Origin of the sequence: Bradyrhizobium stylosanthis, from assembly GCF_001641335.1 — a bacterium.
Lineage (GTDB): Bacteria > Pseudomonadota > Alphaproteobacteria > Rhizobiales > Xanthobacteraceae > Bradyrhizobium > Bradyrhizobium stylosanthis.
The window spans coordinates 350,425-363,173 of sequence record NZ_LVEM01000002.1; the positions used below are offsets into that span (position 1 = coordinate 350,425).

The 12,749-nt window shown below is 64.1% G+C and carries 16 protein-coding genes; 1 reads left to right on the plus strand and 15 read right to left on the minus strand.

Going from position 1 to position 12,749, the window contains the following annotated elements; genetic code table 11:
* Positions 1-2 precede the first annotated feature (2 nt).
* The 13 genes from A7X65_RS13630 to A7X65_RS43115 all read right to left on the minus strand — a co-directional run bounded on the left by A7X65_RS13630 (position 3) and on the right by A7X65_RS43115 (position 10,188).
* A complete protein-coding gene (locus A7X65_RS13630) occupies positions 3-1,079 on the minus strand; it encodes a phage baseplate assembly protein (protein WP_063685524.1) in 1,077 nt (358 codons plus the stop codon).
* A gap of 3 nt (positions 1,080-1,082) precedes the next feature.
* Positions 1,083-1,751, minus strand: coding sequence for a hypothetical protein (locus A7X65_RS13635; RefSeq protein WP_063685526.1), 669 nt, complete (start codon positions 1,749-1,751; stop codon positions 1,083-1,085).
* On the minus strand, positions 1,748-2,308 hold the full coding sequence (locus A7X65_RS13640) for a DNA circularization N-terminal domain-containing protein (RefSeq protein WP_063685528.1): 561 nt from the start codon (positions 2,306-2,308) through the stop codon (positions 1,748-1,750). Before A7X65_RS13640 ends, A7X65_RS13635 begins: the two co-directional genes overlap by 4 nt.
* Positions 2,305-4,824, minus strand: a complete 2,520-nt coding sequence (locus A7X65_RS43015) for a CHAP domain-containing protein (RefSeq protein ID WP_063685531.1) — start codon at positions 4,822-4,824, stop codon at positions 2,305-2,307. The genes A7X65_RS13640 and A7X65_RS43015 overlap by 4 nt, the downstream gene beginning before the upstream one ends.
* A 160-nt stretch (positions 4,825-4,984) precedes the next feature.
* Entirely contained in the window at positions 4,985-5,440 is a 456-nt protein-coding gene (locus tag A7X65_RS13650; protein ID WP_063685532.1) for a phage tail assembly protein, read from the minus strand.
* Complete coding sequence (locus A7X65_RS13655; protein ID WP_063685533.1) at positions 5,437-5,805, minus strand: phage tail tube protein; 369 nt, start codon at positions 5,803-5,805, stop codon at positions 5,437-5,439. Before A7X65_RS13655 ends, A7X65_RS13650 begins: the two co-directional genes overlap by 4 nt.
* Before the next feature lie 84 nt (positions 5,806-5,889).
* Positions 5,890-7,455, minus strand: a complete 1,566-nt coding sequence (locus A7X65_RS13660; protein WP_063685535.1) for a phage tail sheath C-terminal domain-containing protein — start codon at positions 7,453-7,455, stop codon at positions 5,890-5,892.
* Positions 7,456-7,490: 35 nt separating this feature from the next.
* Positions 7,491-7,784 carry a hypothetical protein gene (locus A7X65_RS13665; protein WP_063685537.1) on the minus strand — a complete coding sequence of 98 codons (294 nt, stop codon included), beginning with the start codon at positions 7,782-7,784 and terminating at the stop codon, positions 7,491-7,493.
* Positions 7,774-8,460, minus strand: coding sequence for a hypothetical protein (locus A7X65_RS13670; RefSeq protein WP_063685539.1), 687 nt, complete (start codon positions 8,458-8,460; stop codon positions 7,774-7,776). The genes A7X65_RS13665 and A7X65_RS13670 overlap by 11 nt, the downstream gene beginning before the upstream one ends.
* Entirely contained in the window at positions 8,460-8,816 is a 357-nt protein-coding gene (locus A7X65_RS13675) for a hypothetical protein (protein ID WP_063685541.1), read from the minus strand. The genes A7X65_RS13670 and A7X65_RS13675 overlap by 1 nt, the downstream gene beginning before the upstream one ends.
* The gene (locus tag A7X65_RS13680) at positions 8,807-9,199 is read right to left on the minus strand and encodes a hypothetical protein (protein ID WP_063685543.1); all 393 of its coding nucleotides are present in this window, start codon (positions 9,197-9,199) and stop codon (positions 8,807-8,809) included. The genes A7X65_RS13675 and A7X65_RS13680 overlap by 10 nt, the downstream gene beginning before the upstream one ends.
* Complete coding sequence (locus A7X65_RS13685; RefSeq protein ID WP_063685545.1) at positions 9,192-9,845, minus strand: head-tail connector protein; 654 nt, start codon at positions 9,843-9,845, stop codon at positions 9,192-9,194. The genes A7X65_RS13680 and A7X65_RS13685 overlap by 8 nt, the downstream gene beginning before the upstream one ends.
* On the minus strand, positions 9,838-10,188 hold the full coding sequence (locus A7X65_RS43115) for a hypothetical protein (RefSeq protein WP_063685547.1): 351 nt from the start codon (positions 10,186-10,188) through the stop codon (positions 9,838-9,840). Before A7X65_RS43115 ends, A7X65_RS13685 begins: the two co-directional genes overlap by 8 nt.
* A 93-nt stretch (positions 10,189-10,281) precedes the next feature.
* Here A7X65_RS43115 and A7X65_RS43120 point away from each other — a divergent pair, with 93 nt between their 5' ends.
* Complete coding sequence (locus tag A7X65_RS43120) at positions 10,282-10,809, plus strand: hypothetical protein (RefSeq protein ID WP_245323510.1); 528 nt, start codon at positions 10,282-10,284, stop codon at positions 10,807-10,809.
* Between the two features lie 181 nt (positions 10,810-10,990).
* Here A7X65_RS43120 and A7X65_RS13700 read toward each other — a convergent pair whose 3' ends face one another.
* Positions 10,991-12,391 (minus strand): phage portal protein, encoded by a 1,401-nt coding sequence (locus A7X65_RS13700; protein ID WP_063685551.1) that lies wholly within the window; start codon positions 12,389-12,391, stop codon positions 10,991-10,993.
* 14 nt (positions 12,392-12,405) lie between these two features.
* On the minus strand, positions 12,406-12,702 hold the full coding sequence (locus A7X65_RS13705; RefSeq protein WP_063685553.1) for a hypothetical protein: 297 nt from the start codon (positions 12,700-12,702) through the stop codon (positions 12,406-12,408).
* Positions 12,703-12,749 lie beyond the last annotated feature (47 nt).

A 12,749-nucleotide genomic window follows, 5' to 3' on the forward strand; every position in this document is an offset into this window, starting at 1 on the left:
TCCTATTTCCCCACGTTGTAGGTTGGATGCGCGTTCAGGAACTCTGGATTGACGCACGTCAGCACCGTGATGCTCCCGCGCTTGTCGTCCTGCGTGAAAATGACCTGCTGGATCGCGAGTTCTTCATCGAGCATCGCCATCGGCGAATAGACGTGGACGTGCTCGCCTTCGCTCCAGAGCGCGACGCCTTCGCGCAGCCAGCCCTGCACGGTGATGGTGGCTTGGATTTGCTGGCCGTCGTGGATGCGCTGTTCGAAGTCCGCCCGGAGCTTCATCTCGCCCTGCGACTTCACCGACTCCTCAATCGGCGTGATCAGCTTGCTATAGAGGACGTTCGCAATGCTGGTGTTCTGGATCGCCTGCTGCTCGCTGGCGTCGGTCATGTTGTGATCGTCGCTGCCCTGCGAGCTGCCGCGAACATCGTAGGTCTCGAACACCATCGTCGAGTCGATGACGCACTGGCAGGACAGGATGTTCTTGCCCTCGACCAATCCTGCGACGGGGGCGAAGCTGTGCTCGCCGATCAGCAGGAAGTTGCCAAAGGCATCGCAGGCCAGCCTAGCGCAGCGGTCCCGCGCGATGCGCTCCATGAAATCCCAGACCGGCTCGCCAGTATTGTTCTGCAGCTTGTCGAACGGGGTCATATCGACCTGGCCGACCACCTTGACGCCTGCGCCGTAGGGGGCCCAGACCTCCTGCGCGATCTGGACGATGTTTTTGTTATCGAAGCTGCCGGTCTTGGTATCGACGCTCGATTTGGCACCCAGCGCGGTATAGCTCTTGCCGATGAGCATCACGCCATGGCTGAAGGCGTCATAGGCGACCTGGCGCACCTCGATGAAGCCGGTGATCGCGAGAAAGCCAGCCAGATAGACGCTGCAAAGGTCGCCCGGCTTGAACTGGAGCTTTTGCCAATCGGGAAACGGGCCGCCCTGTTTGAAGACCGGGTCGCGCTCGGCCGCGCTGAACTGGAAATAGGCGTAGGAGTCGCCCCAGTTGCGACGGACCATGACGAATTCCCAGTCCTCGAACTTCCGGCCATTGACGACCAGGACGGCGACTTCCTGCGGTTTCGGCATCGATCACGCCGACAGTGCTTCGCCGACCATCGGGCAGAAGGCGGGATGCACGACCTTGTTCTCGTCGCGCAGCTCCTCGGCGCGGGACGCGTCGTCGTAGAGCTTGTACGCCATGACCAGGCTCGGCAGCGGTTTGAAGAATTGATATTTCAGCATGCGCGGCAGCGGCAGCGCGGTCTGCACCAGGTGATTGGTGATCGCACCGTGCAGCGTGATCAGCGACTGAAACGTCATCTGATCCATATCGTCGGCGGCGATCTCCTCTGCGTCCTGGAACGGCTGAAACAATGCGGCCTTGATCGCATCGACCTGCTGGCGGCTGACGAACGTCATTCCCGCCAGAATGTAGCCTTCGGTCGCCAGGCAAAGCCGGATGCCCGCGTTCTGGAGCAGCACCGCGCCAAGCGAGACGGGTTTCGCCTGCTCGATATGACCGCGCACCGTTACGAGCTGTTGCCAGGTGATGCCCGCTTGGCGCGCCTGGTCGAAGCAGTTGTCGAGGGGCGGCCCTATGGCGTCCTCGATCAGCAGCTTGTACGCATTGACCCGCGTGTCGCCGATGGCCGTTCTGGCGTCGAGGCCTGCTTGGCCCTTCGCCGGGACGAACGACAGCAAGAGCGCCAGCATCCGGTCAACGAGCGGAGCGGCCTCGTTCGCATCTGTGCGCTTCATGCGTCAACCGTTGCTGTGCCGATGGAGGGCGACGGCGGCGCAAGCGAGCGCTGCACCTGGTCGCGAACGTTCTGCGATGCCTTCGCCAGCGTCGCCTGGGTGTCCTCTTGGCCGGGATCGAACAGCGGGTCGATGCCGTATTCCACGAAGGTGATGTCGAAGGTGCAGAAGCCGCCGAAGCGCTCCTCCTCCGTCATCCGGTATTTCGTCACCACCACGGTTTGCGGCGGCTGCGTCGAAAGCTGCAGTATGCCGGGACCTTCGGCCTCCAGCGCATCGATCAGCCTGTCGCGCACCTTGCGATAGTCAGTGCGGTACAGATCGTCGTCGTCGCGGGAGTAGACGATGCAATAGGCGCGGATCGAGAACTCGCGCGCTGCACGGCCCATGTCTTCCGCGTAGGGATATTCTTTCTTCGGAAACTGATGCTCGACGATGCGACGCCCGCCTTCGCGGGTGTTGGCCTCGCAATGGAACGGCGCGTTGTTGTAGGTCGCCCGCACCCAGTCATCGCGCCAGCTCGGCTTGTTCGGCGTGATTTCGAAGATGGTGGTCATATCGACAGCGTCTCCGGGCCCTTACGTGCGGGCTCCATCTGGGTCTGACGATTGATCTCAACGTCCTTGAAGATGCCGCCGCCTTGGGCGCCGACCTTGGTGCCCTTGGGCGCGTTCACATCGACGCTGATTTTGCCGGAGCCCTCGACCTTGTTGCCAGCGGCCATCTTCCGGTCGAGCTGTTCGCGCGCAAACCGCGCGCTGTCGGCGACTGAGAAGTCGACGCCGCCACGTCGACCTTCCCAATAATTGTAAACCTCTTTGTAGCCCGGAACGCGACCCGGCAGCCTCGCGCCTGGATCGGACGCCATGCCCTGATTGGTGCGGCCCTGGATGTAGTCGCTGCCGCCGACCGCTTCGGCGAGGCTCTTGTCGAATTGCGCCCGCTCGTTTTCGCTGACGGGTCGCGTGATCCCCTTATTGATCGGGCCGTAGAAGCCGCTGCGCAATTCCCGGCCAATCGAATAACCCGGCACCTTCTGCCGCACCATCTGGACGCGGTTCATCAGCGCTTCGACTGTCGGAGTGCCACCGCCCTCCGATTTCATCATCCTGTAGAGCAGCTCTTTGCTGGCGGGGTCCTTGTTGACTTCCGCCATCATCGCGGCGCGTTCGTTGCTGCCTCCACTACCATGCGCGCCGTCTGCCGCCGCTGGCGTGTCGCCAGCTCCCGCGCCCGTGCCGGGCCCGGCGACTTGTCCGTTCGGCGTGCCGCCGCGACGGAATGAGTAGCCCTTCAACGCAAACTGCGACTCGAACCCGCGTCCCTGGTTGCCGCCAAGCCCGGTGAACGTCCCGGCTTTCCGGTTGATGTCTTCAACGATGGTGACGTGGCTTCCGGTTTGTCCGGTGCGCACGCCTCGGTCGGCGACCGCGATGTCGCCAGGCTTCACGTCTCCCGGTGCGACCGGCGTGCCCCAGTTGCGCCAATTCGATGCAACGGCCGCGCCTTTCGGCGGCGTACCGCCGACCGACTTGACGACAGATGCTGCAAACTCACCGCACCAGCTGCCCGCCTTGGGGTAGCCCTGCGAGCGCATGAAGCTCTCGACGGCTCCGGGGCCGCCGTGCAGCGCGACCGAGCGCGCCTTGGCCAGGATGTCGGACGGCACGCTGGGATCGCCTGCGGGGCCGCTCTGCGGACCGCCTGTCGAGCCGCCCGTGTCGCTGCCATAGGGCGAACCACCGCCGCCGCCGTAGCCGCCCGAGCCGCTGCCGCCGTAACCGGCCGAGCCGCCGCCGCCATAGCTGCCGCCGCCGCCGAAGCCGGGCCCGCCGCCGAACGGGCCCATGCCACCGCCGCCGCCGCTGCCACTGAAGCCCTGCGAGCCGCCCGTGGTGAACGACGCGTTCTGCAGCAGTGGATTTCTGCGGCCGCCGCCCCCCGTGTAACTCATCGGCATGAAGCCGCTCTTGAGGGCGTCAATCAGAGCGTCGTTCGACTCCTTCAGCTTCTTCTGCGCGTCCGTGTTGTCCTCGGTCGTCTTCTTCTGCTCTTCGGCCTGCGGCGTGCCGAGCTGGAGCGGCCCCCGGAATTTGCCGAACGTGTCCTGGATCGACTTTTTCGCCTCGTCAGGCTTGGCCAGCTCGTAATTCTTCTTCAGCCACTCGTGGATTTCCTTGCTGATTTCCAGGAAGGTCTTCGCGGCCTTGATCGCGGGGTCGAGGAACGGCGCCTTCAGCTCCTCGATGATGTCGGACCATTCGCCGCTGATCTCGCCAGTGAGGTTGGCGAATTCGCGCGCCTTGGCGATCCGCTCATTCTGGATGCGCTGATCTTCCGCCGACAGCTGGTTGAGGCGTTCCTTCGCCTCCATCGTCTTGTCCCAAAAGTGCGAGGTGAAGGCGTTCGCACGGTTGGTCGCTTCTTGCAGCGTGTAGCCATTGGCGAGCGCGTTCTTCAGGACGTTGTTGCGGGCCTCGGCGACAGCGTTATATCGCTCTTCCTCGGACCTCGCGTGGACGATCTTGTCGAGGAATTCGCGCATGCTCGCCTGCGCCTGCGGCGTCGGTCCCGCCATGTGCAGCAGCTCGCGGCGCAGCGCGCTGCCCTGGCGGTTGAGGTCGGCAACCGCCTCGGACATCTTGCCGAGATTGGCTTTCGTCTGGTCCGCGCTGACGCCAACAGCCTCGAACTGGCTGATGATGTTTTTCATCGCCGCTGGATCGACGCCGATCTGACGCGCCGCCTGGCTGATGCCGCGCAGCTCCTCGGCCCACTTCTTCAGCTCGCCGATTTGTTTGGTCATCTCGACGCCGAACAGCGCCAAGCCGCCTGCGCCCGCAACCAGGCCGCCGCGGAATGTGCCGAGAGCCTTGAACGCGTCCCCGAAGCCGCCCGTGGCCTCCTTGAAGACCTTGTTCAGCTCCTCGGTCCCGCGCCGCATCTTCTCGTGGGCTTCCTTGACCTGCGGGCCGCCCATCTCCTTCGTTTTCTCGACGATCTTGTCGATGCCAGCCGACGCGTTGTCGACCAGCGAGACGACAAGCTTTAGCTCCTCCTGCTCGTTGGGCATCAGTCGTCGTCTTTCGGGGGCTGCTGTCTGCGGTCCAGCGTCGCGGTGCGCTCAAGGTGAATGCGCACCTCGCTGAACGGCATCGACAAGAACGTTTCCGGGCTGACGTGGTACCAGCGGGCCAGGCGGTAGCAGTCGAGGATGATCTCGTCCTCGTCGCCTACCAGGCCCGTGGATCGGGCAGAAAAAAATTTCTGAGCTTCATCGCCACGGTGTTCCAATCGCGGGGATGCATGTCCTCGATGAACGGCGCGAGGATGTCGGACAGCGCCGCAATCATGTAGGTCATCTTGCGCTCGTCCCAGACAACGTCGCCGTCCTGGTTGATGCGAACCGGATTGCCGTAGCGGTTGATGTCGCCCGCGCGAGGCTCGCGCAGGCTGATCTCCGTAATCTTCTCGCCCTTGTTGTTGTGGATCGGCTTGTTGATCAGCTTCACCACGAGCGGCCATTCGTCCTGCCACATCGGCGGCAGCTCGGCTGGCGACGCTTCGACCTCGGGCGGCGGCATCGAACGCGACGGCTTGGCGTCCGCCTGGGGGAGCGCCTCGGCGTCGATGATCTTCGGCGTCGGCTTGTCGTCGATGAAGCCTTCTCGTTTCGGCGCTACGTTCATGCGAGGCTAACCTCCTGGCAGGTCACGCCCTCCCAGCGCACGCGCACCTGGCCATCGCGCGTGTTGTTCTCGAAGCCGCCTTTGCAGGTCCCGCCCGTGAGGATGTACTGCATGTTGTTGGCGAGCTGCGCGACGACGGTCACGTCGGTCTCGGCGAGCAAGTCCTCCAGGTAAAAGCCCGGAAGCGTCGAGAGATCGCCCTCGATGTACGGCACGCGCGGCAGCTCCTGGTAGCCGTGCACGCCGTCCTGGCCTGCGATCATCGTGCGCTCGACCGGCGACGGGCTGACGGTGAAGTTGCCGCGCAGCGCAAGCTGCGTGCCATCCACCGTCAGAAAGGCGATGCCTGCAATTCTCTGGGCCATTGATCAGTCTCCTTTCGGTCGGCCAGCACCGAACGCCGCGACAGGGATGGCGCGGTTGTGCAGGCCTGAAATGTGATGGGACGGTTAGGCCGCGCCCGAAGCCGCGTTGTACGGGCCCGTGCTGCTGCCAATGATCTGGGTGTCGATGCCCCGGTCGTACTGCAGCCTGAACTGCGCGAGCACCGCGAAGATGCGGAGCTGGTTGATCAGGTCGGGCGGATAGAGGACGTTGACCCGGTTCGGGTCGTTCGGATCGCGCTCGACCAGGAGATTGCGCTTGAAGTTTTGCAGGTCCTCGACCAGGCCGTCGTACATATCCTGCTGGTACTGGTTGATCAGCTCGGCCTTGATGATGCCCGGAGTGACGATGGCCTGGCCAGGGCCGAACTTGGTGCCGTCGTTGGCCAGCTTGTGCCTCGGGAATTTCGAGGTAATCGCGTGCTTCTGATTGCGCAGAAGCTTGGCCAGGGTCGCCAGCGTCGTCATCAGCTCATAGGCATCGTCCGGCTGCCCGTAGAGGTTCATCTGGTAGGTCGTCTGCTCTCGGGCGATCATCGGCTGGCCGTCCGATCCGATCTTCTGGATGGCGATGCCGTTCGAGGCGAGCGAGTTCAACTCGATGAAGTCGAACCGCTGATGGATCGGCGCGGGCTTGATCTGGTTCAGCGACAGCGCCTGCAGCGGCCTCGCCGGATCATTGATGAAGGCACGCTGCGTCTTGGCCGTATAGGCCGCAGCCCATTCGAAGGATGGCGACGGGCTCGCGACCTCGAACCCCATGATGGACTCGACGCCGCTGTTCATCGTGTCGCCAAAGGTGAGCAGCCCGCTATAGGTGCCGCGCTTGGCCGAGATGACATGGCCGAACAGCTCGCGCTGCCAGCCCCAGCGGCCCTGGTCGGTGAAACCGTACTCCTGGTCCCATTCGAACAGCGAATTGCTGTCCGTGTAAGGCATCGCGACATATTCGAACGGCTCGTCGCCCAGGTTGGTGATCGCCGTCGTGAACAAGGGCGTGCCGGTGCCCCCGGTCATGAAGCCGCTTGCGGGCAAGGTGATGCCGAGGCCGACCGGGGTTTGCTGGCCGCCCGTGCTGCCGTAGTAGTTCAGCGCGACGTTGATCTCGTTGGCGTTGACGCTGTTGAAGACCGAAGTGAGCGTCACCGTACCGGCTGCCGCCGCCGCCGTGACCGGCAGCGAGGTGTCGGCGTTGATCGCGTCGGCGATGGCCTGACCGATCATCGTCGGGGTGTCAGTGGTCAGCACGTTGACAGGGACATAATCGCCCGCGACGTAGAGATGGATCGTGCCCGCTGCTGCCGGCGAAGCCGTAATGACGATGTCGCCCGTTGCTGCTGACGCGCCGGTCGGTTCGGCCAGCGGCAGGCCCCAGACCTCGTTGGCAAAGTTGTTCGCGAAGAACGACTTGAACATCCGCGACAGCTCGGAGCCTTCTCCGAATTGCGCATCAGCCTGCGCCTGGCTGCCGATGGGGACCGCGATATCCGGGTCGGCCGTACCGCCTTTCATGACGCCGACCATCAGCGCGCGCAGATTGATCGTCGGCAGCCCTGCCATGCTGGGATCGACCTCGACCCAGTAGAGCGGCACTTTGATATTGGCAGGAATGTTGGCAAAGCTGATCGGCATGGCTTGCTCTCCTCAAAATGAAAACGCCGCCCTGGTTAGGCGGCGCTGGTGTCCTCGTGCCTGCGGTGGGACCGAGTTTTGTCCCTATGCCCGTCTTCCTCGCGCGTGATGTCGCCATCGGCGATCCGGCGCTTCGTGAAGCGATCATCCGGCCACTCCGCGCCGCCTTCCTTGGGAAAGCCGCCAGCGTGCGGATGCTTCAGCAGCCGACGCATGGCGTCGTTCGCGGGTGCGACGCGGACGGTTTTCTGCGCCTTGCTGGCTTCCCGCATCTTCTCCAGTCGCTCGTTCATGCGCAGCCCGCGCAGCGATGCCTTGCTAACGGCCATTGCCCTTGCTCCTTTGCTTGAAGTCCCGCTTCGCCCGGAAGCTCGACGGGTCGAACTGATAGGTGGCGTGCAGCTGCTGGCGCTGGTCCATCTCGTCCTGCGTGTCGCCAGGTTTGATGCCGGTCTTGAGATCGATGGTCAGCAGGTCGTCCGGGATGATGGGCGACCAATAGGTGCGGTGGCGGCAGGTGATGTCGTATTGCACCTCACCGACCGGCGTTTCGTTGTTGAACGCTGCGTTACCCCAGACATAGCGGCGCACGCCGCGCTCGATGCTCTCAACTCTGGTGTTGTCGGGGTTCTGCTGCCCGGTGTTCGGGTTCATCGTGTCCAGCAGGTTCATGATGTACTCGTCCGGCCACAGCCGGTTCATGATCCGCCAGTAGGCAGCGTCGAGTTGCGCCTCAAGCGCGTCCTGGTCGTTATTCGCCGCCAGGACCGAGAAGCCGATGCGCAACGCGTGAATGAAGCGGACTTCGCCCGCGTTGCCGTCGCCATCGGGCAGCATCGTCTCGTCGATGACGTAGACGCTGAGATAAGGCAGGTACTCTGGCCGAGCGACCAGCATCTTGTTCTTGCGGCAGGTATAGCTCGCAAAGAAGGGATCGGCCGACACTGCATCGAAGAACACGTTCCGGATGACGTGCGAATAGCTCTGCGTGTCGGTAACGCCCATCACATGACCGTTTCGTACTTGCGGATGGTCAGCATGGTCTGCCCGCCGCCGTCGCTGACCGCATCGACGATCTGGTACTCGCCCTTCGGAACGTTGTTGCAGTCGACCGGGATGATGACGTGGTCGTTCTGCATCGGCAGAACGGCGAACTCGCTCTCGTGAATGTCGAGGATGGTGCGCTGGTCTGAATAGAGCGAGCCGTCGAGCGCGGTCACGTCGGTCGAATAGGTGTTGAGAATGCCGCGCCCCGGATAGCTGCCCGCAGCGGGCTGCGATTTCAGCGGAACGAACGTGCAGTCGACCGCCCAGAAATCGAAGATCGGCGATTGCAGCAGAACGTCCAGGTTTATGGCCATTTCATCGCCTCGCCGAGAAGCTTTGCCATCCGGTCGACCAGCTTCGTGAACAGCTCGGTTCGCAGGATCGGCCGGGTCGATGACGGCTGACGGCCCGCGCCGCGCAGGCGATACTGCTTCGGCGCAGCGACCACGGGCCGCTTCGGCCTGGTGAAGCCGCTTCCGGGCTGCTCGGCGCGCGAGCGCGGCCAGATATCGGTCTCGGCCGTCGTCGCGTCCTTGGCGCCGCTGACCTCGATGTTCGGATATTTGCGGCGCATGTCGGTGCGCTGCCAATCGACCAACTCCTCGGGCATCTGCTTGTGGAGTTCGTCGAGCTGCTTGCCGAAGGTCTCGAACTTCTTCAGGAGTTCGTCCGCGCCTTCGACCTTGATCTCAAACATAGTAGCGCATGTACGCCGACAGCAGCGGCTCAACCATTCCAGCCGCCATGCCGAGCGGTCCAGGCCCGCCCATCTTCGCCAGCGCCTGGTTCACGTCGAAAAACTGCACGCGGGACTCGCGATGCGAGATCGAGCGCACGCCCGCCGTCATCGAGCGCGATTGCCACACCCGCGCGCTCTGAACCAGCAATGCCAATGCTTGCTTGAGGGCTGGCGGCGCTTCGTCGGGCAGCTCATAGCCGCCCGTGTATGTGACGCGGATCGGCTCGCTCCAGGACGCGTTGAAAAACTGCAGCTTGCCGCTGGCGTTTTCCAGCTCATAGGTGCCGCTAAGGTCCGCGCCATCGGGTCCGGTGACGGACTGGATGTCGCCATCAGCGACCGGATAGTGCGTGAGAAAAACCCGCCCATTGTCGGTATCGAACGGCTTGGTGTCGCCGCGCCAGGTTTCCTCGACGGTTTCCTTGGCGAAGACGCGGCGGCAGGTCGTTGCGATGATGTCGGAATAGGTCGTGATCCACATCTGCAACAGCTCGTCTTCGCTGGTGTCGGTCGAGGAGATGCCGATCAGCGTCTTGATCTCATCGAGCGACGCGAGGTCGTAACTGGCCGCTGGCTCAAGCACCTTGATGCTGATGTCAGCCATCGCTCTCCTCGTGATACTGCTCGAAAAGCGCTCGCACGTTGATGGGCGCGGCCTGGCTGCCATCCGACAGAACCGGCGTGATGGTGTAGCTCGCCCGATTGACTTCCCAACGGACGATGGTCGCCGCGTTCGCTCCGGGCAGCCCGCGCGGTCCAGGCTCGCCGCGCTCGCCCTTCGGCCCTGGCTTGCCTGCGCGCCCCGCCGACGCGATCAGCTGCCAGCCGTCGCCTGGGCAAGGCCCCGGTTCATCGCAGCGTGCGACGAACGCGGACCCGTTGAGGGCGACGATGTTCAGAAAATTGTAGGTCTCGCCTTCGCGATAGGTGCCGCGGACCATCGGCATGCTGGCGTTGCGCCCCGCAGCCGCGATGCAGGCCCAGTCGCCATGCGGCGGCGGGCGCGCCGTATCGCACCTCGCCTGATAGGTCGAGCCGTGATGCGTGACGATATCGCCCTCGTAGTGGACGGAGCCCTCGGCAAACGGGCTCGCGGCCTTCAGTTGCCCCGGCGCACCGTCCTTGCCGTTCTGGCCGGGCTCACCCTTTTCGCCGCGCTCGCCTTGCTCGCCGCGAGGACCGGGCTGGCCTTGCGGGCCTTCGTCGCCTTGCTGGCCTTTCTCGCCGGGATCGCCTTTTTCGCCTTGCGCGCCATCTTGTCCTCGCTCGCCGCGCCCGCCTCGGTCTCCAGGCTCACCTTTCTCTCCAGCATCACCCTTTGGACCAATTTCGCCGCGCTCGCCTCTCTCGCCTGCGGGACCAGGTTCACCTGGCTCACCTGGCTCTCCGGGGGCACCATCCGAGCCGCGGTCGCCTTTCTCTCCGCGCTGACCGAGGCCACCCTCAAGTCCGCGCTCGCCTTGCGGCCCACGCTCACCTGGCTCGCCGCGCTCACCTGGGCCGCCTTGCGGACCAAGAGGGCCTGGCTCGCCGGGGGCGCCATCCGCGCCGTTCCGCAGCTCGGCTAGGCGCGCATTGATTAGCTCGGCGAACTCGCCCCGCAACGTTGCGAGCTGTGCTTTCAGCTCGATGACCTGGGCCTTGAATTCTGAAACGGTCGCTGACGCCTGCGCCTCGATCAGGGCGCGGTCGCGCTGCCATTGCCGCTGCTGGGTGTCCAGCACCTGGGCGAGCGCCTCGCGCCAGGCGTCAAGGAGCAAGTCGCCGCCGTCCGATGTGCTCGGTGAGCCTAAATAGGTTTCTGACTTCCCGTTGAATGTCATCGCGGTTGCCTTTTTCGGGCGGGAGCGGTGCCGGTGGTGCCGATGGCGGCCCTGGCGTGGCCGGGATTTTTCCCGCTGCGCTCAACGGAACGACTTGCTGCTGCACGCGCGGCTCGTCGCCGAATGGGACGGCGTCGAGGCCCTCTTGCTGACGAGCCTCATTGGGCGCGAAGATGCCGCCCTGGACGCCGCGCGCCAGCGCTTCGATGCGGTCTTTCATCGCCGACCGCAGCAATGCCGCCGTATCGAACTCGACATATTCGTCGGGCTGGCCTTTCAGCCCGAACAGCACGCCGATGGCTTCCTCGATGTGGTTGAGGCAAAATCCGAGGCCCGAAGCGATCCAGCTCTGCATCAGCAGTTCGGTCGAGCTGTAGGCTGCGCCGCCGAGGCCGAGGATCTGCAGCGGAATGCGAAAGGCGAGCGCAATGTGCTCGTTCGTCAGCTTGAGCATCTCGGCGGTCGCCGCGTCCCTGCCGCCAACTGCCCACGGCTGAACCTTCAGCCCCGCCGTCAGGATCGGCGTGCCGCCCTGGTGCAAGCCCTTGGCCTGGTCGTTCCAGCGGTCGCGCAGCGCCTGGACCTGGTCTTTGTCGAGCACGAGGTCAGTGGACAACACCGCAGAGGGCCGCGCCTCGTTCATGTAGAACGCAGCCTGCTGCCTCGCGATGGCGTTGTTGACGCCGATGTCGCCATAGGCAGCGACAATGGGGCTCTCGCCGACCAGCGGCACCGGGTAACGCTGCTTCAGCGTGTGAAGCCGGATATGCAGCACGTCGCGCATCGGCACCAGGACCGAGGACTCGCCGAGCCGCGCCGAGATCACGTCGTTGCCGTGCAGCTGGTAGAAGATTTCGCCGCCGACGGCGATGCGAGGAAACGACTGCTCCGATTTCATCAGGTGCAGCTCGTCGACCTCGTAGCGGTCGTTCCTCAACGCCAGCGCATAGCAATTGCCGTCGAGGTACAGCGACCGGGTCGCGTTGAGCAGGAAATCGCTGATCGACTGATAGTCGTTCGGATGACGCAGCAAACGGGCGAGCGCCGAGTTCTTGACCCGGTCCCGCCCGCCCTTGTTGTTGAGCCGCCAGTGATCGCCAGGACACATGGCGACGGTTTGCGCATAGGCCGAGACGCAGGCCTCCACCATGGCCGATTGCGCTGACAGCCCGATAGGGTCGTAGCCCTTCTGCCACCAGTTCAGATATTCGCCCACGGCAGCAGGAAGCCAGCCGCCCGTGATCGGCAGATGATACGGACCGGGACGGTACTCGCCCTCGGCCGACTTCGAAATCAGCCGATTGAGACGGGTCAGCCAGCTCGCCATCGGCCTGCCATCGCCTATTCAGCGCGCTGTGCGCGGGTCGAATAGGTCTGCGGCCTGGCGTGCGGCTTGTCGGCGTCGAGCGCCTTGTCCTCGACCGGCTTGTTGTGCGGATCGGGCCCGCTGCCGTCGTCCTCGTGCTGGAGGATATGGCCACCGTGCATCGCGATGTCGTTCTCCTCCTGCGTCGGCGTCGGCTTGCCTTTGGTCCGCGCGGCATATTCAGCCCGCGACTTCTCGGCGGCCTTCTTGTCCTCGGCGACCGCCTTCTTGGCAGCCTCGGTCTGCGGATCGTCAGCCAGTTTGGTCGTCATCGGAAATCCTCCTCGTTGGGGATGACCGTGCGCTGCACGCCGCAGCG

Excerpts from the sequence above, each read along its gene's own strand:
- A7X65_RS13630 (WP_063685524.1), bottom strand. The coding sequence starts at position 1,079 with ATGCCGAAACCGCAGGAAGTCGCCGTCCTGGTCGTCAATGGCCGGAAG.
- A7X65_RS13635 (WP_063685526.1), bottom strand. The coding sequence starts at position 1,751 with ATGAAGCGCACAGATGCGAACGAGGCCGCTCCGCTCGTTGACCGGATG.
- A7X65_RS13640 (WP_063685528.1), bottom strand. The coding sequence starts at position 2,308 with ATGACCACCATCTTCGAAATCACGCCGAACAAGCCGAGCTGGCGCGAT.
- A7X65_RS43015 (WP_063685531.1), bottom strand. The coding sequence starts at position 4,824 with ATGCCCAACGAGCAGGAGGAGCTAAAGCTTGTCGTCTCGCTGGTCGAC.
- A7X65_RS13650 (WP_063685532.1), bottom strand. The coding sequence starts at position 5,440 with ATGAACGTAGCGCCGAAACGAGAAGGCTTCATCGACGACAAGCCGACG.
- A7X65_RS13655 (WP_063685533.1), bottom strand. The coding sequence starts at position 5,805 with ATGGCCCAGAGAATTGCAGGCATCGCCTTTCTGACGGTGGATGGCACG.
- A7X65_RS13660 (WP_063685535.1), bottom strand. The coding sequence starts at position 7,455 with ATGCCGATCAGCTTTGCCAACATTCCTGCCAATATCAAAGTGCCGCTC.
- A7X65_RS13665 (WP_063685537.1), bottom strand. The coding sequence starts at position 7,784 with ATGGCCGTTAGCAAGGCATCGCTGCGCGGGCTGCGCATGAACGAGCGA.
- A7X65_RS13670 (WP_063685539.1), bottom strand. The coding sequence starts at position 8,460 with ATGGGCGTTACCGACACGCAGAGCTATTCGCACGTCATCCGGAACGTG.
- A7X65_RS13675 (WP_063685541.1), bottom strand. The coding sequence starts at position 8,816 with ATGGCCATAAACCTGGACGTTCTGCTGCAATCGCCGATCTTCGATTTC.
- A7X65_RS13680 (WP_063685543.1), bottom strand. The coding sequence starts at position 9,199 with ATGTTTGAGATCAAGGTCGAAGGCGCGGACGAACTCCTGAAGAAGTTC.
- A7X65_RS13685 (WP_063685545.1), bottom strand. The coding sequence starts at position 9,845 with ATGGCTGACATCAGCATCAAGGTGCTTGAGCCAGCGGCCAGTTACGAC.
- A7X65_RS43115 (WP_063685547.1), bottom strand. The coding sequence starts at position 10,188 with ATGCCGATGGTCCGCGGCACCTATCGCGAAGGCGAGACCTACAATTTT.
- A7X65_RS43120 (WP_245323510.1), top strand. The coding sequence starts at position 10,282 with ATGCGTGACGATATCGCCCTCGTAGTGGACGGAGCCCTCGGCAAACGG.
- A7X65_RS13700 (WP_063685551.1), bottom strand. The coding sequence starts at position 12,391 with ATGGCGAGCTGGCTGACCCGTCTCAATCGGCTGATTTCGAAGTCGGCC.
- A7X65_RS13705 (WP_063685553.1), bottom strand. The coding sequence starts at position 12,702 with ATGACGACCAAACTGGCTGACGATCCGCAGACCGAGGCTGCCAAGAAG.